The sequence below is a fragment of the Streptomyces sp. NPDC058653 genome, from assembly GCF_042716895.1.
Taxonomy (GTDB): domain Bacteria; phylum Actinomycetota; class Actinomycetes; order Streptomycetales; family Streptomycetaceae; genus Streptomyces.
In genome coordinates this window covers 1-17828 of sequence record NZ_JBHXRM010000068.1, presented here as the reverse complement: position 1 = coordinate 17828, position 17828 = coordinate 1, and the positions used below count along the sequence as shown (strand labels likewise).

The following is a 17828-nucleotide window of genomic DNA, read 5'->3' as shown; positions in this document are numbered from 1 at the left end:
TCGTGTGGGTGACGACAGTCAACAGTCCGCGATAGACGCGATCCAAGTGAGGGCCCCGATGCCCGTATTCTCGCTCGATCCGGCACAAAAGCACTGGTGCGAGGAGCTGCGCTCCCTCGCCGCCGACCGTCTGCGCCCGCTCGCCGAGAAGGGCGAACCGGGCCGGATCAACCGTCCGCTCGTCGCCGCCCTCGGCGAACTGGGGCTCCTCGACCGCATGCTGAGCGCCGGAGCGCTCGATCTCTGTCTGCTGCGCGAGTCCCTCGCCCACGGGTGTACGGAGGCCGAGACCGCGCTCGCGCTCCAGGGGCTCGGCAGCTACCCGCTCGTCCAGGCCGGCACCGACGGGCAACGGGCCCGCTGGCTGCCCGAGGTGGCGGCGGGCCGCGCGGTGGCCGCGTTCGCGCTGAGCGAGCCGGACGCCGGGTCCGACGCGGCGGCGCTCGCGCTCACCGCCGTACCGGGCGGGGGCGGGCCCGGCACGGACGGCCCCGGCTGGCTGCTCACCGGCGAGAAGCGCTGGATCTCCAACGCGCCCGAGGCCGACTTCTACACCGTCTTCGCCCGTACGACACCCGGCGCGGGCGCGCGCGGTGTCACGGCCTTCCTCGTCCCCGCCGACCGCCCCGGACTGACCGGCACCCCCATCGAGATGCTCTCCCCGCACCCCATCGGCGCCCTGGCCTTCGACTCCGTACCCGTGACCGCCGCCGATGTCCTCGGTGAGGTGGACCGCGGTTTCCGTGTCGCCATGAACACCCTCAACCTCTTCCGCCCGAGCGTCGGCGCGTTCGCCGTCGGCATGGCGGGGGCCGCGCTCGGGGCGACGCTCGCCCACACCGCCGGCCGCACCGCCTTCGGCGGCCCGCTCAAGGACCTCCAGTCCGTCGCCCACCAGGTCGCCGAGATGGCGACGCGCACGGAGGCGGCCCGGCTGCTGGTGTACGCGGCGGCCGAGGCGTACGACCTGGGGGAGCCGGACGTGCCGCGCCGCTCGGCGATGGCCAAGCTGTTCGCGACGGAGACCGCGCAGTACGTCGTCGACGCCGCCGTGCAACTCCACGGCGCCCGCGCCCTGCAACGCGGGCACCTGCTCGAACACCTCTACCGGGAGGTCCGCGCGCCCCGTATCTACGAGGGCGCGACCGAGGTCCAACGCACCATCATCGCGAAGGAGTTGTACGGATGAGTGGTCTGGAACGGACCAACCCCGCCGAGCTCGCACCGCCCTCCGGTTTCTCGCACGCGGTGAGCGTGACGGCGACGGACGGACGGCTGGTCTTCCTGGCCGGCCAGACCGCGCTCGACCGGACGGGCGCGATCGTGGGGGAGACCCTGGTCGAGCAGTTCGAGACGGCCCTCGGCAATCTCCTGGCGGCGCTGGCCGCGACGGGCGGCACCCCGGACCATCTCGCGCGCGTCACCGTCTACGCCACCGACGTCGCGGACTACCGCGCCCACGCACCCGAACTGGGCCGGGTGTGGAAGCGGCTCGCGGGCCGCGACTACCCCGCGATGGCGCTGATCGGCACCGTCAGACTCTGGGACGAGAGCGCGCTCGTGGAGCTGGACGGCATCGCCATGGTGCCCGGCACATCGGAGAGTTGAGTAAAGGTTCAGTAATCCGACGCCAACTCCCTTACCCACACGGCGGAAATATGCTTGACCGGTCTATGGACCGGACCACGTGACCGGCTCTACGTTGAGCGGCACGCCGTCCGAGAACGGAGCATCCCGCATGAAGGACGTCACCCCCCTGACCGAGGACTGGACGCTGAGCCACGCCCCGGCCGACGTACCTCCACCGGCCGAGGCGCCGGCCGGAGCGCCCGCCGACGCCCCCGCCGGCCTGGTTCCCGTCGGCCTCGCTCCCGCCGGTCTCCCCGCCGGGATCCCGGCGCGCGTCCCGGGCTGCGTCCACACCGATCTCCTCGCCGCGGGGCTGATCGAGGACCCGTTCCTCTCCCGTAACGAGACCGCCGTCGCCTGGGTGGGCCGTACCGACTGGCGTTACGACACCGTGCTCGGCCCCCGCGACACCAAGCACGAGCGCACCGACCTCGTCTTCGACGGCCTCGACACCGTCGCCGCCATCAGCGTGGGCGGTGAACGCGTCGCCGACACCCGCAACATGCACCGGAGTTACCGCTTCGACGTCACGGACCGGCTGGACCGAGCCGCGCCGACACCGCTCGGCGTGGCTTTCACCTCCGCCTACACCGAGGCCGACGCGGTACGCGCCCTGGTGGGCGAGCGGCCCAACTCCTATCCCGAGCCCTTCCAGTACATCCGCAAGATGGCCTGCTCCTTCGGCTGGGACTGGGGACCGACCCTCGTCACCGCCGGGATGTGGAAGCCCGTCCGCCTGGAGCACTGGTCCACCGCCCGGCTCGCCACCGTCCGCCCGCACGTGACCGTCGACGGCTCGACCGGCCTGGCCGAGCTGCGCGTCGACGTCGAACGCACCGGCACCCCCGCGAGCACCGGCAGGCGGCTCACCGCCCGCGCCCGCGTCGGCGAGCACACCGCCTCCGTCGACTTCGACGGCTCGGACACCACCCTCACCGTCGAAGTCCCTGACGTCGACCTCTGGTGGCCCCGTGGCTACGGCGAACAGGCGCTGTACGAAGCCGAGTTGGAGCTTCTCGACACCGACGGCACCGTCCTCGACCGCTGGCGGCGCCGGCTCGGTTTCCGTACGGTCGCCCTCGACACCGGCGCCGACGCGCACGGCACCGCCTTCACCCTCACCATCGGCGGCGAGCCGGTCTTCGCGCGCGGCGTCAACTGGATCCCCGACGACGTCTTCCCCTCCCGTATCGGCCCCGACCGCTACCGCGCCCGGCTCACCCAGGCGGCCGAGGCGGGAGTCAATCTCGTACGCGTCTGGGGCGGCGGCATCTACGAGAGCGACGACTTCTACGACGTCTGCGACGAACTCGGCCTGATGGTCTGGCAGGACTTCCTCTTCGCGTGCGCGGCCTACCCCGAGGAGCAGCCCCTGCGCTCGGAGATCGAGGCCGAGGCCCGCGAGAACGTCACCCGCCTCATGCCCCACCCCTCCCTCGTCCTGTGGAACGGCAACAACGAGAACCTGTGGGGCTTCCGCGACTGGGACTGGGAGCCCGCACTCGACGGCGACTCCTGGGGCGAGGGCTACTACCTGGGCCTGCTGCCCCGCGTCGTCGCCGACACCGATCCCACCCGGCCCTACTGGGCGGGCAGCCCCTGGTCCGGCTCCTGGGACCACCACCCCAACGACCCGGCGCACGGCACCGCGCACTCCTGGGACGTCTGGAACCGCGCCGACTACACGGACTACCTGGCCGAAGTGCCGCGCTTCGTCGCCGAGTTCGGCTGGCAGGCACCGCCCGCCCACGCCACACTGCGACGCGCGCTGCCCGGGGAGGAACTCTCGGCGACATCGCCCGGCATGCTCCACCACCAGAAGGCGTACGACGGCAACGGCAAACTGGAGCGCGGCCTCGCCCACCACTTCGCCGTCCCGGGACCGGGACCGGAGAACTTCGACCGCTGGCACTACCTCACCCAGCTCAACCAGGCACGCGCCATCGCCACCGGCATCGAGCACTGGCGCTCGCACTGGCCCCTCTGCGCGGGCACCGTCCTGTGGCAGCTCAACGACTGCTGGCCGGTGACCTCCTGGGCAGCCGTCGACGGCGACGCACGCCTCAAGCCGCTCTACCACACGCTCCGGGTGCTCTACGCGGACCGGCTGCTGACCGTACAGAAACGCGACGGCCGGCCGGTCGTCGTCGCCGACAACCAGTCCTCCGTGCCCTGGGACGCGGAGGTACGGCTGCGCCGCACGGCCGCCGACGGCAGGACCCTCGCCGAGACGACGGTGACGGCGCGGGCCGGGGCACGCGCGGTCGCGGTCGCGACGGTGCCCGACGAACTTCTGCCGGACGCCGATTCGGCGAAGGAGTTCCTCGTCGCCGACGCCGGAGAGCTGCGGGCGGTGCACTTCCCCGTACGCGACCGGGAGTTCGCCTATCCCGCGCCGGGCTACGACGTGGACGTCGTCGACCACGGGGACGCCGTGGACGTGGTCGTCACCGCCCGTACGCTGCTGCGCGATCTGCTGCTCCAGGCGGACCGGCTCGCGCCCACCGCCGTCGCCGACCGGGGGCTGCTCACGCTGCTGCCGGGCGAGAGCGCCACCGTCCGGGTACGCGGCTGGGACGGGGGCGGCGACGGCGTCGGGGAGGGCTCGGTCGCGGCCGTCCGGGCCGCCCTGTTCATGGTGGAGCCCGCGTGAGCGCGGCCGGGCCCCGGCCGACCATCAGGGACGTCGCCGCCCGCGCCGGTGTCTCGCGCGCCGCGGTCTCCCTCGCCTTCAACGACAAGCCCGGTGTCTCCGAGACCACACGGGCGCACATCCTCCGGACCGCGCAGGCCATGGGCTGGGAGCCCAACCGCTCGGCCCGCGCGCGGGGACGGCGCGGGACCGGCACGGTAGGACTGGCGATCTGCCGCCCGGCCCGCCAACTGGGCCTGGAACCCTTCTACATGGACTTCGTCTCCGGCATCGGAAGCGTCCTGACCGAGCACTCGGGTGCCCTGCTGCTGCGCCTGGTACGGGACATGGACGAGGAGATCGAACTCCAGCACCACTGGTGGAGATCCGGCCAGGTCGCGGGCTCCGTGCTGGTCGACCTCCGGCGCGACGACCCCCGCGTCCCCGCCCTCGCCAAGCTGGGCATGCCGGTGGTTGCCGTCGCACACCCGTCGCTGGCCGGGCCGTTCACCGCCCTGTGGACGGACGACGGCACCGCCGTCACCGAGGCCGTCCGCTATCTCGCGGCCCTCGGCCACCGCTCGCTCGCCCGCGTCGGCGGTCCCGCCGAGCTGGGCCACAGCGCCCTGCGCCGGGAGGCGTTCACGGCGGCCATGGCCGAACTCGGCCTGCCGGAAGGGCGCCAGAGCGATACCGACTACTCCGGCGGCGCCGGCGCCCGCGCCACCCGCTCGCTGCTCGCCTCCGCCGGCCGCCCCACGGCGATCATGTACGACAACGACCTCATGGCCGTCGCCGGGCTCTCCGTCGCCGCCGAGATGGGGCTCCGGGTCCCCGCCGACGTGTCCCTGCTGGCCTGGGACGACTCGCAGCTCTGCCGGCTCACGCACCCCTCGCTCTCCGCGATGAGCCACGACATCCACGCGTTCGGCGCCGACGTGGCGCGGGCGATGTACGACGTCATCGGCGGCGCGCGCGTCGCGCCCCGGCAGGTCCCGACCCCCACTCTCACCCCGCGCGGCTCGACCGGCCCCCCACCCTCGTAACTCCCGCCTCGTAACTCCCGTCCCCGTAACCCCGACCTCGACGACCGGCGCGCCCCCGCAACCCCCCACCGAAGAGGAAGGTTCGCCTCGCCATGCGCGAAAACCGCCCCGGAGACCGATCCGCAGACCGATCCGCAGACCGATCCGGAAACCGCCCCCGCTCCCTGAACCGGTCCAGGCTCGTCGCCGTCGCCACGGCGGCACTCACCACCGCGGTCATGTCCCTCACGGCCGCCCCGTCCCCCGCCCAGGCGTTCCCGGCCACACCCAGGCAGGAGGTGCTGGACTACCTGAAGTCCATCGCCGGTTCGGGCGTCGTCTCCGGGCAGCACAACAAGGAACCGGCCTCCGACCCCGGCCGCTACACCCAGCTGGTCAAGAACATCACCGGCCAGTACCCCGGCCTCTGGGGCGGCGACCTCATGTTCCGCTCCGAGGACGTCGCCAACCGGCAGCGCGTGATCGACCAGGCGAAGACCGAATGGGCCAACGGCTCCCTGGTCACGCTGACATGGCATGTCTGCCCGCCGACCATGGGCAGCTCGTGCGAGTTCGAGGGCGGCGTCAAGTCCCGGATCTCCCCTCAGGAGTTCCAGGCGACGATCACCGACGGCACGGCCCTCAACACCGCGTGGAAGCGCCGTCTGGACGAGGTCGTCCCCTACCTCCGGCAGCTCAAGGACGCGGGCGTCCCCGTACTGTTCCGCCCGCTCCACGAGATGAACGAGTCCTGGAACTGGTGGGGCGCCCGCCCCGGACCGGACGGCGGCGCCCGGCTCTACCGGATCACCCGCGACCACCTCGCGGGCAAGGGCCTCGACAATCTGCTCTGGGTCTGGAACGTCCAGGACAACCCGGCCGGGGGCTGGAGTTCGTACTACCCCGGCGACGAGTACGTCGACGTGGTGTCGCTGGACGTCTGGTACAAGGGGCACCCCAGTGGGTCCGACTACCAGCAGCTGCGGACGATCGCCGGCACCAGGCCGATCGCCATCGCCGAGATGGGCAGGATTCCCAACGCCGCTCTGCTCGACAGCCAGACGCGCTGGTCGTACTTCATGCTCTGGTCGGAGCAGTTGCAGGGCGACAACTCCAACGCCGAGCTCCAGGCGGGCTACTTCCATCCGCGCGTCCTGAACCAGGGCGAGGTCCGGCTGCCCTGACCGGCCCGCCCCGCGTGATCAGGGCGCCCGGGTCAGCCGTCCAGGTCGACGCGGACCGTCAGCAGGTTCGTCCCCACCAGCCGGACCATCGCGCTGTTGCCCGTCGGCAGGCTCTTGAGCCGGGCGCGCGGATCGTCCTCCGGCATGGGGTGGGCGGTCCCGGTGTGCCATGTGCCCTTGATACGGACGCGGACCCTCGGGTCGGCCAGGATGTTCCGTACGTACTGCGACTTGTCGCCGTACTCGGACACCAGCCAGAACTCCTGGCCGACCCGGGTCCCGCCGACCGGAGTGGTCCGGGGCTGTCCGGACGTACGCCCCGTGGTCTCCAGAAGCACCTGCCCCGGCATTCGTTTCGAGAGCGGATTGGCGACCCACCTCTGCAACGTGGTGACGGCCCGGTGCTTGATCTCGTCGTAGCGCGACATCCGTGGCTCTCCCTCTCGACGGTCTCTTCGTCCATGGTCGCCGTGGTGACGGCTTCTCATCCTTCTCTTACGCCGCTCATATGCTGCCATCACGCGCCGTACATATTTTTCGGGCCATGTTCTTCACCTACCTCAGGCGCGAGCTGCGCCGCCGCCGAAAGGCCGCGCTCGTCGTCGCCTCGGGTCTCGCACTCGGCATCGCGCTGGTCATCGTCGTCAACTCCGTCTCCTCCGGCATGCAGCAGGCCCAGGGGAAGGTCCTGGAGTCCCTGTACGGGCTCGGCACGGACATGACCGTCACCAAGGCCGCCCCGCCCCCGTCCGAGGGCGGCCGCACGGGGCCCCGCTTCAACTTCGACGCGCAGGACGGCGACGAGACGCAGAGCAGCGACATCGTCATGCCGCAGGGGTTCGAGACCCTCGCGTCCAGCACCGTGGACAAGGTCGCCGACCAGTCCGGCGTCTCCTCGGCCGTGGGCGGCCTCAGCCTCTCCGTCCTCAAGGTCGACGGGGAGTTCAAGCCCGGCGAGTTCAAGCCGAGGGAAGGCGGCGGCGCAAGCGGCGGTGGTGGTGGCGGTGGTGGCGCGCCGCAGGGTGAGGTACGGGGCGGCGGCGCCGCTTTCGACGTCAACTCCTACACCGTCTACGGCACCGACACCGCCCAGCAGGACCTCGGCCCGCTCACCTCCTCCAAGATCACCGACGGCCGCTCGTTCAGGACGACCGAGACGGACGCCAAGGTGGCCGTCGTCGACTCCGCGTACGCGAAGGAGAAGAAGTACAAGGTCGGCGACGAGGTCACCGTCAAGGGAACGAAGTTCGAGATCGTCGGCATAGCCACCGCCGACAGCGGTGACGCGGCGGCCAATCTGTACATCCCGCTGAAGCGGGCGCAGACGCTCTCCGACTCCAAGGAGAAGGTCACCACGGTCTACGTCCAGGCCGACGACTCGCAGCAGATCGACACCGTCAAGTCGGCGATCCAGAACAACATCCCGGGCACCACCGTCACCACCTCCGCCGACCTCGCGGACACGGTCTCCGGCTCCCTCTCCACGGCGTCCGACCTCGCCACCAACGTCGGCAAGTGGCTGTCCATCGCCGTCCTCGTCGCCGCGTTCGTCGTCGCGGGTCTGCTCACCATGTCGGCCGTCGGCCGCCGCGTACAGGAGTTCGGCACGCTCAAGGCCCTCGGCTGGAAGAGCGGGCGGGTCACCCGGCAGGTCGTGGGGGAGGCGATGGTCAACGGTCTGGTCGGCGGTGTGCTCGGCATCGCCGTCGGCGTGGCCGGCGCGTACGCGCTGACCGCCGTCAGCCCGTCCCTGACCGCCCAGCTCGGTGCCATGGGTGGCGGCCCCGGTGGCGGGGGAGGCGGTGCCATGCGCGCCGGCGGCGGACCGGCCGGAAAAGCCGCCGACAAGGCCGTCGAGATCGCCCTCACCGCGCCCATCTCCGCCGCCACGATCGCCCTGGCGGTCGGACTCGCGGTGACCGGAGGCCTGATCGCCGGCGCCTTCGGCGGTTGGCGCGCCTCCCGGCTCCGGCCGGCCGACGCGCTGCGCCGCGTCGAGTAGCCGGGGCCGACGGGCGGTCGGCACCCCGCACTTGGCGGTCCGTAGCCCGTGGTCCCCAGCCCGTAGCCCTTCCAGCCCGCAGCCCCCCAGCCCGCAGTCAGCAGTCCGCAGCCGGCAGAGGTCGGCAAGCCCAGGAGTCGCACCATGTATGAACTCAGCGGCGTCACCAAGCAGTACCGCAGAGGCAAGGACACCGTCGACGCGCTCGCCGGGGTCGACCTGACCATCGGGGAGGGGGACCGGCTCGTCATCAAGGGCCCCACCGGCGGCGGCAAATCCACCCTCCTCCAGATGCTCGGCGGTCTCGACCGCCCCACCGCGGGCAGCGTCGTGCTCGACAGTGTCGACCTCGCCCGGCTCGGCGAGGCCAGACTCACCGCCGTACGCGCCGGAACCATCGGCTTCGTCTTCCAGAGCTTCAACCTCATCCCGACCCTCTCCGCGCAGGAGAACGTCGAGACCGCGCTCGTCCCGCTCGGTACGAAGGCCAAGGAACGCCGCGACCGCGCGGCCGAGGCCCTGCGCTCGGTCGGACTGGGGGAGCGCCTGCACCATGTGCCCTCCGAGATGTCCGGCGGCCAGCAGCAGCGTGTGGCCATCGCACGGGCGCTGGTCAAGCGGCCCAAGGTGCTGCTCGCCGACGAACCCACCGGCAATCTCGACGAGTCCATGCGCGACGAGATCATGGATCTGCTCGAAGGGCTCTGGAAGGAGCACGGGCTGACCTTCGTCATGGTCACCCACGACAGCGCCATCGCCCGGCGCGCGACGCGTCTCGCCACCATCAGGCGCGGGAGGATCACGATCACCGAACGCCCGGAGTAGCCGCCGCGGTGGCCGCCGGGAGGCCGGGGCGCGGCTTGCCGTTCCTAGGGGCCCTAGGTTATGACCGGGGTTCCCAGGAACGGTGAGAGGTGGACGCATGGCGCGGGCCGGGCTGACGGCGGAGCGGGTGACGGTCGCGGGCGCCGAACTGGCGGACGAGGTCGGGCTCGACCGGATCTCCATGTCCCAGGTGGCCCGGCGGCTCGGCGTGAAGGACGCGAGCCTCTACGCCCATGTCCGGAGCCTGGAGGATCTGCGCGGCCGGATCGCGCTGCTGGGGTCCGAGGAGAAGAGCGTCCGTATCGCGGAGGCGACCGCCGGGCGGGCGGGCAAGGAGGCGCTGGTCGCGTACGCCGACGCCTGGCGGGAGTACGCCCACAGCCACCCGGGCCGCTACACGGCGACGCAGGCCGCGATCCGGATCGACCCCGAACTGGCGGCGAAGGCCGCCGGACCGGGGCGCGCGGTCGAGCTGACGTACGGCATGCTGCGCGGCTACGGGCTGGCCGAGCCCGACCTCACGGACGCGGTGCGGCTGCTGCGCAGCACGTTCCACGGGTTCGTCGCCCTGGAAGCGGCGGGCGGGTTCGCGCACGCGCGTCCGCCGCAGGACTCCTGGGCCCGTGCTCTCGACGCGCTGCACAGCCTTCTTGTTCACTGGCCCGCGTCCAGTGGACAGGAAGGCGGCTCCTGAGGCCCGCCCCGCCCGCCCCGCCCGCGCCGATCCCCGGTGCGGCCGGCACGCGATACGTGATCCGTCCGCCGCCTCACCGCAGACTCAGATCGTCGCCCAGCGCCTCCGCTATCTCGGCCGCCCGGGAGAGGTCGTCCAGCCTGCGGGTCAGGAACGCGCACGAGTGCCCGTGCTTGACCGACCACCACGCCGCCGACCCGCCGAGACCGCCCTTGGCGATCTTCCCGTCGTCGCGTATGAGGCCCAGCGTCCAGCCGACGGTGGTCGCGAAGACCTCGTCGTGCCGGCGGACCTGCGGCGCGAGATACGCGGCGTGCAGTTCACCGCCCAGCAGCCGGTGGACCGGGCCGTCCGTGCGGGTGAGGTCGGCGAAGAACTTCGCCACGGAGGTCGCGGTGGCATGCAGATTGGCCGCGCCGAAGACCGACTGCCGCCACTTCGTCGAGTTCATCCGCTCCATGTCCAGCAGGCCGGAGGGGATGGTCAACCACGGTTCCTGCGGCAGTTGTCGGGGCCACTCGGGAGAGGTGTGCTCAAGGTCGGCGACCCGGTGCAGTTCCCCGTCCGGTACGCCGAACCACCCGTCGAGCCCGAGCGCGGGCCGTACGACGTCGGCGAAGATCCGCTCCAGCGAGACGCCCGCCCCCGCCCGCAGCACCCCGTCGATGAGGTGGCCGTAGGTCAGGGCGTGTTCGCCCAGCGACGTACCGGGGACGTACTCCGGGGCCGATACGGCGAGGATCTCGCGCAGCCGCGCGTCGTCCAGCAGATCCGTCCCCGTCGCCGCCACCGGGAACCGGGCCTGGCCCGCCTGATGGGTCAGGACATGGCGCAGCGTGGTCCGCTCCTTCCCCGCGACCCCGTACTCCGGCCAGTACCGCCCGATCGGCTCGTCCAGCGTCAGCGCGCCGTCCCGCACCGCCACCAGGGCCGCGAGCGCGGCGAACGGCTTCGACACCGAGTAGGGCTGGACCAGCGTGTCGGGCCGCCAGGGCCGCCGCCGCCCGGTGTCGGCCCAGCCGCCGGTGAGCCGGACGACCTCGACACCGTCCCGCCACACCGACAGGCCCGCCCCGGTCTCGCGGCCGTCGTCCACCATCCTCCGGAAGACCTGACGGACCGTCTCGTACCCCTCGGCCACGTGCCCTTCGACGCTCATTGTGATTCCCCTCCCTGGTGCGGCGGCCCCCCGAACACGCCGGAGCATATACCCATGGGGGGTATGCAGGGAACGGGTTGTGCGCAGGGAGGTGCCCCACACCGGGCGGCCGGAGACACCGGATCTGGTGGCCCGGACGCGGGCGGCGCCGGCCGGGCCGACGTGCGACGGGCGGGCGGGCGCCGGATAGTGAGACGGGTGGGGGCCGGCTCTCGGGGTGGAGGCGCAGCGATGACCAGGCGCGGCAGAGACTCCGGCGAGGCTCCACGCGGAAACTCCGGCGCAGAGCCCGGCACGGGCCACGGCGCCGCCTTCGGCGCCGGCGTACCGCGGGGAGCCGCCGACCACCTCTCGCCCCGGGAGAGGGCCGAGCGGGGCAGGGCGGCCCGTAAGCGGGCACCGAGGTCCAGCCACGCGGGGTTCGAGCCGGCCCGTGACCGGCCCGACCCGGTGGCGGTGGTGGACGCGCAGTCCCAGTCCCGGGTGCCGGAACTGGTGCCCATCCGGTACGGCCGGATGACCGAGTCGCCCTTCCGCTTCTACCGGGGCGCCGCCGCGATCATGGCCGGTGACCTGGCGGCCACCCCGGTCTCCGGCATCACGGCGCAGCTCTGCGGGGACGCGCACCTGCTGAACTTCCGGCTCCTCGGCTCGCCCGAACGGCGGCTGGTCTTCGACATCAACGACTTCGACGAGACACTGCCGGGCCCCTGGGAGTGGGACGTCAAACGACTGGCGGCGAGTCTGGTCATCGCCGGGCGCGAGAACGGCTACTCCACGAAGGAGCGGTCGGTGATCGTACGGGCCGCCGTACGTTCCTACCGCGAGCGCATGCGCATGTTCGCCGACATGGGCAATCTCGACGTCTGGTACACCCGGGCGGACATGGAGGAGCTCCGGCCGCTGGCCGACCGGCGGCTGCCCGCGAAGGGCCGGGAGCGGCTGTCGAGGACGATGACGAAGGCGCGGTCCCGCGACAGCCTCCAGGCCTTCCGGAAACTGACCCGGCCGTTCGACGGGGAGCGCCGGTTCGCCCCCGATCCGCCGCTGGTCGTGCCGGTCGACGACCTGCTGCGGGGCGCGGAGCACGACTCGCTCGTCGGCGAACTGCGCGAGCTGGTCGACCGGTACGGGCGGAGTCTGTCCACCGAGCGCAGGCAGTTGCTCCGGCAGTACCGCGTGGTCGACATGGCCCGCAAGGTCGTCGGCGTGGGCAGCGTGGGCACGCGCTGCTGGATCGTGCTCCTGCTGGGCAAGGACGACTCGGATCCGCTGATCCTCCAGGCGAAGGAGGCGGGCCGCTCGGTACTGGCCGAGCACGTCGGCGAGAGCCAGTACACGAATCAGGGCCATCGCGTGGTCGCCGGCCAGCGGCTCATGCAGGCGGTGGGCGACGTCTTCCTCGGATGGGACCGGGTGCGTGGGTACGACGGACGCCAACGCGACTTCTACATAAGGCAGTTGCACGACTGGAAAGGCATCCTGGTGCCGCAGGACATGGTCCCCGACGGCATGCGGGTCTTCGCCGAGCTCTGCGGCGCGACGCTCGCCCGCGCCCACGCCCGCTCGGGCGACCGGATCGCGATCGGCGCGTATCTGGGGGGCGGCCCGGTCTTCGACAACGCGCTCTCCGACTTCGCCGAGAGCTACGCCGACCAGAACGAACGCGACCACGCGGCCCTGGTGTCCGCGGTGCGCAGGGGGCAACTGGCCGCCTCGGCGACGTAGCCGGAGCACACGCCCCGCGCGCGCCGGACCATGCGCCCGCCGGACCATGCGCGCGCCGGACCATCCGCGCGTAAGACCGTGGGAAGAGCGGCGGAACAGCGAGAAATCGCCGACCGAGCTCCCTCTCTCGACAGTTTGTTCGGTCTCCGCGGCGCCTGTTACCGTAGGCGGCAGCGAAGGGGAGTAGTCCCGAGAACCGCTGGTCGACACACTGGACGCCGCGAGGCGTCCCGGCCACCGGGCCACCGCGTTCCACGCGGGGCGGACGAGACCTTCGACCAGGCATGATCCGGCCCGTACCGCTGTGCGGGCCGACCGTCGTGCCGGGTCGAGTGGTTCCTCCCGTCGCCCTCTGGGTGCCGTACGAGCTCACGGCCCGGCCCCAGCAGAAAGCAATGGGAATGACTTTCGACCCCCTGGCGATCATCACCGCCTTCGGGCTCATCTTCCTCGCGGAGCTCCCCGACAAGACCATGTTCGCCTCACTGGCCATGGGCACCCGGATGCGGCCGCTGTACGTCTGGTTCGGCACCTCCACCGCGTTCGTCGTGCACGTCGCCATCGCCGTGGGCGCCGGCAGCCTGCTGGGTCTGCTCCCGGAGATCGCCGTCAAGCTGGTCTCCGCCGCGCTGTTCGCGTTCGGCGCCGTCGTTCTGCTGCGCAGCGGGGGCGACGACGACGAGGAGGGCGGCGGCAAGACCGTCACCGGCTTCTGGCCCGTCTACACCACCGCCTTCATGGCCGTCTTCATCAGCGAATGGGGCGACCTCACCCAGATCACCACCGCCAACCTGGCCGCGAGCAACGGCTGGCTGCCCACCGCGATCGGCTCGGCCCTCGCCCTGATGTCGGTCTCCGCGCTCGCCCTGCTGGCCGGCCGCTTCATCGCGCAGCGTGTCCCCCTCAAGACCGTTCAGCGCGTCGGCGCCCTCTGTATGACCGGACTCGCGATCTGGACACTCGTGGAGGCCCTCACGCTCTGACCGCCCGCCCGCCGGCGCGTTGTCCGTGCCAGGACCCGCGCCGGGACCCGCGCCGGGACCCGCGCCCGGACCCGCGCCCGGACCGGCCACCGGGGCGACATGGCCCTCGCCACGGGCGTAGCGGGTGGCTGCCGCGAGGTGCCCGTGAAAGGGTGATCCTCTTGGCCTGTCTCCGGTCAACTGACCGTCTGGAAAAGGGGATCCGAATGAAAATCACCGTGAACGAGGACCAGTGCTGCGGCGCCGGCATGTGCGTCGAACTCGTGCCGGAGGTGTTCGACCAGCGTGACGAGGACGCGATCGTCGTGCTGCTGGAGGCCGAGCCGGGGGAGGCACTGCACGCGGCCGTCCGTGACGCCGCCGCCGGCTGTCCTTCCGCCTCCATCAACGTGATCGAGAACGCGTAGCCGCGCGGCCCGTGCCGCGTACGGAGTCGTGGCCCGGTGGCCCTCCCACGGAGACCGCCCCGGGCCACGGCTCCGGCCCCGGGCCGTGTTCACGACGTCGCCGTGGCCGGCAGGTCGGGGCGCGCCGGCGGATGACCCGGTGCGGACCGCAGGGTCAGGACCATGGTGAAGCCGCCGCCCGGGGTGTCCTCGGCGGCGAGCGTGCCGCCCATCGCCTCCGCGAAGCCCCGGGCGACCGCCAGGCCGAGCCCGACTCCGGCGCCCCGAGGAGCGTCCCCGTACCGCTGGAAGGGGGCGAAGATCCGGTCCTTCGCGTCGTCCGGGACACCGGGACCCCGGTCCACCACCCGGACCTCGACCCGGTCGGCGATCGCGCTGGCGGAGACGAGCACCGGCGCGTCCTGGGGGCTGTACTTGACCGCGTTCTCCACGATGTTGGCCACCGCGCGCTCCAGCAGGCCCGGATCGACCGCCACCATCGGCACGTCCTCGGGAATGTCCAGTACGACGCTGCCTTCCGGCACCCCGCCGAGCGCCATCGGAACCACCTCGTCCAGATCGATCTCCCGGATCAGCGTGGTCACCGTGCCGGTCTGGAGCCGGGACATGTCGAGCAGGTTCCCGATCAGATGGTCGAGCCGGTCGGCGCCCTCCTCGATACCCGCCAGCAGTTCCTGGTGGTCCTCGTCGGACCACTCGACGTCGTCGGAGCGCAGCGAGGTCACCGACGCCTTGATACCGGCCAGCGGCGTCCGCAGATCGTGGCTGACCGCCGCGAGCAGCGCCGTACGGATCCGGTTGCCCTCGGCCAGCTCGCGGGCCTGCCCGGCCTCGCCGACCAGCCGTTGGCGGTCCAGGACGACGGCGGCCTGGGCGGCGAAGGCGGAGAGCACCCGGCGGTCCTCGGCGGGCAGCACCCGGCCCGACAGGGCGAGCGCCATATGGTCCCCTATCGGCATGTCGACATCGGCGTCCTCCGGGCGTACCACCCGCTCGGCCGTCCCGACGCTGCCCGCGCAGGTCCAGGGAGCGGTGTCGCTCTCGCGCTCCAGCAGAGCAACGGATTCCATCGCGAAGGTCTCGCGGACCCGCTCCAGCAGGGCGTCGAGCGTCGTCTCACCACGGAGCACACTGCCCGCGAGGAAGGACAGGATCTCGGACTCGGCGCGCAGCCGGGCGGCCTGGTGGGTACGGCGGGCCGCGATGTCGACGACGGACGCCACCGAGACCGCGACCGCGAAGAAGATCGCGATGGCGACGATGTTCTGCGGGTCGGCGATCGTGAACTCGTGCACCGGCGGGGTGAAGTAGTAGTTCAGCAGCAGTGAGCCGGAGGCCGCGGAGGCGAGCGCCGGGACCAGCCCGCCGAGCAGGGCGGCGGCCACCGTCAGCGTCAGGAACAGCAGCATGTCGTTGGCGAGGCCGACGTCGGGCGCCATCCCGTCCAGCAGCAGGGTCAGCAGGACCGGCCCCGCGACGCCCGTGAGCCAGCCCCCGACGCTTCGCGCGCGCCCCAGGCGCGCACCACGCGCCACCGGCAGACCGCGCCCCCTGGCGGCCTCCTCGTGGGTGACGATATGGACGTCGAGGTCCGGTCCGGCCCCGCGGGTGACCGTCTGGCCGACCCCGGGCCCGAGCACGTACTGCCAGGTCCTGCGGCGGCTCGAACCGAGCACGATCTGCGTGGCGTTGACCCCCCGCGCGAACTCCAGCAACGCCGAGGCCACGTCGTCCCCTATGACGTGATGGAAGGTGCCGCCCAGCTCCTCGACCAGGATCCGCTGGGCTGCGAGCTCCTTCGGCGAGGCCGAGGTGAGTCCGTCGCTGCGGGCGATGTAGACGGCCAGCACCTCACCGCCGGCCCCCTTCTCCGCGAGCCGGGCGGCGCGGCGGATGAGCGTACGGCCCTCGGGACCGCCGGTCAGGCCGACGACGATGCGCTCACGGGCGCCCCAGGTGGAGCGGATGTTGTGCTCACCCCGGTACTGCTGGAGATACTCGTCCACCCGGTCCGCGGTCCACAGCAGGGCCAACTCGCGCAGCGCGGTGAGGTTTCCGGGCCGGAAGTAGTTGGACAGGGCCGCGTCCAGCTTGTCGGGCTGGTAGATGTTGCCGTGCGCCATCCGGCGCCGCAGCGCCTGCGGGTCCATGTCGACCAGTTCGATCTGGTCCGCGTGCCGCACCACTTCGTCGGGGACGGTCTCCCGCTGCCGAACGCCCGTTATCGACTCCACGACGTCGCCGAGCGATTCCAGATGCTGGATGTTGACCGTGGATATGACGTCGATCCCCGCCTTGAGCAGCTCCTCGACGTCCTTCCAGCGCTTGGCGTTGCGGGAGCCCGGCACATTGGTGTGCGCGAGTTCGTCCACCAGGGCGACGGCGGGGTGACGCTCGATGACGGCGTCAACGTCCATCTCGGTGAAGACGGTGCCCCGGTACCGGACCTCCAGCCGCCCGATCTGCTCCAGGCCGTGGAGCATCACCTCCGTACGGGGACGGCTGTGATGCTCCACGAACGCCACGACGCAGTCGGTACCGCGCTCGACCCGGCGCTGCGCCTCGGAGAGCATCGCGTACGTCTTGCCGACGCCGGGCGCCGCGCCGAGATAAATACGGAGCTTGCCGCGTCTCATGATTCCGATCTTCTCGGTCGACGGGGTGGGTACCGGGTCCGCGCGGAGCCTCAGATCTCGAAGCGGTAGCCCATGCCGGGAGAGGTGATGAGATACCGCGGATGCGACGGGTCGGCTTCGAGCTTGCGCCTCAACTGGGCCATGTAGACGCGGAGATGGTTGGTCTGCCTGTCGTAGGAGGTGCCCCACACCTCGTGGAGCAGCTGCCTCTGTCCCACGAGCCGGCCACGATGGCGGATGAGCACTTCGAGCAGCTGCCATTCGGTCGGGGTGAGCCGCACGTCCTGGCCGTGGCGCCTGGCCCTCTTCGCCAGCAGATCGACGGTGAACTCGTCGGTGCTGACGATCGACGTACCGCCGACGGGCACCCCCCGCACCCCCCGGACCGCCCGCTCCGCGCGGCGGGCCGCCGCGCGGAGCCGCGCCACCAGTTCGCTCATGTCGAACGGCTTGGTGATGTAGTCGTCGGCGCCCGCGTCCAGCGCCGTAATCCTCTCGTCCGACGACTGGCGGGCGGAGACCACCAGGATCGGCACCCGGCTGGAGTGCCGGAGCGCCTTGATCACGTTGATGCCGTCCATGTCGGGTAAACCGAGGTCCAGCAGGACGACGTCCGGGGCGCGCGCGGCGGCGAGGCGCAGACCTGTTCCGCCGTCGGATGCGGACTCCACCTCGTACTCGCGCGCTCTCAGATTGATCTCAAGAGCCCTTACGAGTTGTGGTTCGTCCTCGACCACCAGCACCCGAGTCATGGGCGCACCGCCTTCTGTTGCGTGTGCCGTCGCGACACGACCGTGTGCCGCGGCCGGATCATTTCTGGACGAGCGATTTCAGCGCGATGTTGAGTTGGAGGACGTTGACGTGTGGTTCGCCGATGAAGCCGAGGATGCGGCCGTCTGTGTGGTCGTCGACGAGTTTCTGTAC

General features: G+C 71.7%; 16 protein-coding genes. 11 read left to right on the top strand and 5 right to left on the bottom strand.

Translation table 11 applies throughout. The features are described from left to right. The first annotated feature begins 58 nt into the window (after nucleotides 1-58). The 5 genes from ACFWU9_RS34690 to ACFWU9_RS34670 all read left to right on the top strand — a co-directional run bounded on the left by ACFWU9_RS34690 (nucleotide 59) and on the right by ACFWU9_RS34670 (nucleotide 6470). Complete coding sequence (locus tag ACFWU9_RS34690; protein ID WP_384325064.1) at nucleotides 59-1189, top strand: acyl-CoA dehydrogenase family protein; 1131 nt, start codon at nucleotides 59-61, stop codon at nucleotides 1187-1189. After that, entirely contained in the window at nucleotides 1186-1608 is a 423-nt protein-coding gene (locus tag ACFWU9_RS34685) for a RidA family protein (protein WP_384325063.1), read from the top strand. Before ACFWU9_RS34690 ends, ACFWU9_RS34685 begins: the two co-directional genes overlap by 4 nt. A gap of 130 nt (nucleotides 1609-1738) precedes the next feature. Beyond that, nucleotides 1739-4282 (top strand): glycoside hydrolase family 2 protein, encoded by a 2544-nt coding sequence (locus ACFWU9_RS34680; protein ID WP_384325062.1) that lies wholly within the window; start codon nucleotides 1739-1741, stop codon nucleotides 4280-4282. Then, nucleotides 4279-5307: a LacI family DNA-binding transcriptional regulator gene (locus ACFWU9_RS34675; RefSeq protein ID WP_384325061.1), complete on the top strand. Its 1029-nt coding sequence runs from the start codon at nucleotides 4279-4281 to the stop codon at nucleotides 5305-5307. Before ACFWU9_RS34680 ends, ACFWU9_RS34675 begins: the two co-directional genes overlap by 4 nt. Before the next feature lie 218 nt (nucleotides 5308-5525). Continuing rightward, entirely contained in the window at nucleotides 5526-6470 is a 945-nt protein-coding gene (locus ACFWU9_RS34670) for a glycoside hydrolase family 26 protein (RefSeq protein WP_384325060.1), read from the top strand. 32 nt (nucleotides 6471-6502) lie between these two features. On the opposite strand, the gene ACFWU9_RS34665 is transcribed toward ACFWU9_RS34670, so the two are convergent. Next, nucleotides 6503-6898 carry a nitroreductase/quinone reductase family protein gene (locus tag ACFWU9_RS34665; RefSeq protein WP_384325059.1) on the bottom strand — a complete coding sequence of 132 codons (396 nt, stop codon included), beginning with the start codon at nucleotides 6896-6898 and terminating at the stop codon, nucleotides 6503-6505. Between the two features lie 116 nt (nucleotides 6899-7014). On the opposite strand from ACFWU9_RS34665, the gene ACFWU9_RS34660 reads away from it, so the two are divergent. The 3 genes from ACFWU9_RS34660 to ACFWU9_RS34650 all read left to right on the top strand — a co-directional run bounded on the left by ACFWU9_RS34660 (nucleotide 7015) and on the right by ACFWU9_RS34650 (nucleotide 9991). Beyond that, nucleotides 7015-8472 (top strand): ABC transporter permease, encoded by a 1458-nt coding sequence (locus ACFWU9_RS34660; RefSeq protein WP_384325058.1) that lies wholly within the window; start codon nucleotides 7015-7017, stop codon nucleotides 8470-8472. Nucleotides 8473-8616: 144 nt separating this feature from the next. Then, on the top strand, nucleotides 8617-9297 hold the full coding sequence (locus ACFWU9_RS34655; protein ID WP_384325057.1) for an ABC transporter ATP-binding protein: 681 nt from the start codon (nucleotides 8617-8619) through the stop codon (nucleotides 9295-9297). Nucleotides 9298-9394: 97 nt separating this feature from the next. Then, nucleotides 9395-9991, top strand: coding sequence for a TetR/AcrR family transcriptional regulator (locus ACFWU9_RS34650; RefSeq protein WP_384325056.1), 597 nt, complete (start codon nucleotides 9395-9397; stop codon nucleotides 9989-9991). A gap of 73 nt (nucleotides 9992-10064) precedes the next feature. Here the strand turns inward: ACFWU9_RS34650 and ACFWU9_RS34645 are convergent, their stop codons facing one another. Beyond that, nucleotides 10065-11150 carry a serine hydrolase domain-containing protein gene (locus ACFWU9_RS34645; protein WP_384325055.1) on the bottom strand — a complete coding sequence of 362 codons (1086 nt, stop codon included), beginning with the start codon at nucleotides 11148-11150 and terminating at the stop codon, nucleotides 10065-10067. Nucleotides 11151-11381: 231 nt separating this feature from the next. Between ACFWU9_RS34645 and ACFWU9_RS34640 the strand changes: the two genes are divergently transcribed. The 3 genes from ACFWU9_RS34640 to ACFWU9_RS34630 all read left to right on the top strand — a co-directional run bounded on the left by ACFWU9_RS34640 (nucleotide 11382) and on the right by ACFWU9_RS34630 (nucleotide 14268). Then, nucleotides 11382-12878, top strand: coding sequence for a DUF2252 domain-containing protein (locus ACFWU9_RS34640; protein WP_384325054.1), 1497 nt, complete (start codon nucleotides 11382-11384; stop codon nucleotides 12876-12878). 401 nt (nucleotides 12879-13279) lie between these two features. Continuing rightward, a complete protein-coding gene (locus ACFWU9_RS34635) occupies nucleotides 13280-13861 on the top strand; it encodes a TMEM165/GDT1 family protein (RefSeq protein WP_384325053.1) in 582 nt (193 codons plus the stop codon). Between the two features lie 206 nt (nucleotides 13862-14067). Then, the gene (locus tag ACFWU9_RS34630; RefSeq protein ID WP_384325052.1) at nucleotides 14068-14268 is read left to right on the top strand and encodes a ferredoxin; all 201 of its coding nucleotides are present in this window, start codon (nucleotides 14068-14070) and stop codon (nucleotides 14266-14268) included. Between the two features lie 89 nt (nucleotides 14269-14357). Here the strand turns inward: ACFWU9_RS34630 and ACFWU9_RS34625 are convergent, their stop codons facing one another. From ACFWU9_RS34625 to ACFWU9_RS34615, 3 genes are all read right to left on the bottom strand, one after another. Continuing rightward, nucleotides 14358-16904 carry an ATP-binding protein gene (locus tag ACFWU9_RS34625; RefSeq protein ID WP_384325051.1) on the bottom strand — a complete coding sequence of 849 codons (2547 nt, stop codon included), beginning with the start codon at nucleotides 16902-16904 and terminating at the stop codon, nucleotides 14358-14360. A 50-nt stretch (nucleotides 16905-16954) separates the two neighbouring features. Next, nucleotides 16955-17656, bottom strand: coding sequence for a response regulator (locus ACFWU9_RS34620; RefSeq protein ID WP_384325050.1), 702 nt, complete (start codon nucleotides 17654-17656; stop codon nucleotides 16955-16957). Nucleotides 17657-17714: 58 nt separating this feature from the next. After that, the coding region (locus ACFWU9_RS34615; RefSeq protein ID WP_384325072.1) for a potassium-transporting ATPase subunit C at nucleotides 17715-17828 on the bottom strand (114 nt) is incomplete at its 5' end.

Coding starts and splice junctions, on each gene's coding strand:
- ACFWU9_RS34690 (WP_384325064.1), top strand. CDS start 59: ATGCCCGTATTCTCGCTCGATCCGGCACAAAAGCACTGGTGCGAGGAG.
- ACFWU9_RS34685 (WP_384325063.1), top strand. CDS start 1,186: ATGAGTGGTCTGGAACGGACCAACCCCGCCGAGCTCGCACCGCCCTCC.
- ACFWU9_RS34680 (WP_384325062.1), top strand. CDS start 1,739: ATGAAGGACGTCACCCCCCTGACCGAGGACTGGACGCTGAGCCACGCC.
- ACFWU9_RS34670 (WP_384325060.1), top strand. CDS start 5,526: ATGTCCCTCACGGCCGCCCCGTCCCCCGCCCAGGCGTTCCCGGCCACA.
- ACFWU9_RS34665 (WP_384325059.1), bottom strand. CDS start 6,898: ATGTCGCGCTACGACGAGATCAAGCACCGGGCCGTCACCACGTTGCAG.
- ACFWU9_RS34660 (WP_384325058.1), top strand. CDS start 7,015: ATGTTCTTCACCTACCTCAGGCGCGAGCTGCGCCGCCGCCGAAAGGCC.
- ACFWU9_RS34655 (WP_384325057.1), top strand. CDS start 8,617: ATGTATGAACTCAGCGGCGTCACCAAGCAGTACCGCAGAGGCAAGGAC.
- ACFWU9_RS34650 (WP_384325056.1), top strand. CDS start 9,395: ATGGCGCGGGCCGGGCTGACGGCGGAGCGGGTGACGGTCGCGGGCGCC.
- ACFWU9_RS34645 (WP_384325055.1), bottom strand. CDS start 11,150: ATGAGCGTCGAAGGGCACGTGGCCGAGGGGTACGAGACGGTCCGTCAG.
- ACFWU9_RS34640 (WP_384325054.1), top strand. CDS start 11,382: ATGACCAGGCGCGGCAGAGACTCCGGCGAGGCTCCACGCGGAAACTCC.
- ACFWU9_RS34635 (WP_384325053.1), top strand. CDS start 13,280: ATGACTTTCGACCCCCTGGCGATCATCACCGCCTTCGGGCTCATCTTC.
- ACFWU9_RS34630 (WP_384325052.1), top strand. CDS start 14,068: ATGAAAATCACCGTGAACGAGGACCAGTGCTGCGGCGCCGGCATGTGC.
- ACFWU9_RS34625 (WP_384325051.1), bottom strand. CDS start 16,904: ATGAGACGCGGCAAGCTCCGTATTTATCTCGGCGCGGCGCCCGGCGTC.
- ACFWU9_RS34620 (WP_384325050.1), bottom strand. CDS start 17,656: ATGACTCGGGTGCTGGTGGTCGAGGACGAACCACAACTCGTAAGGGCT.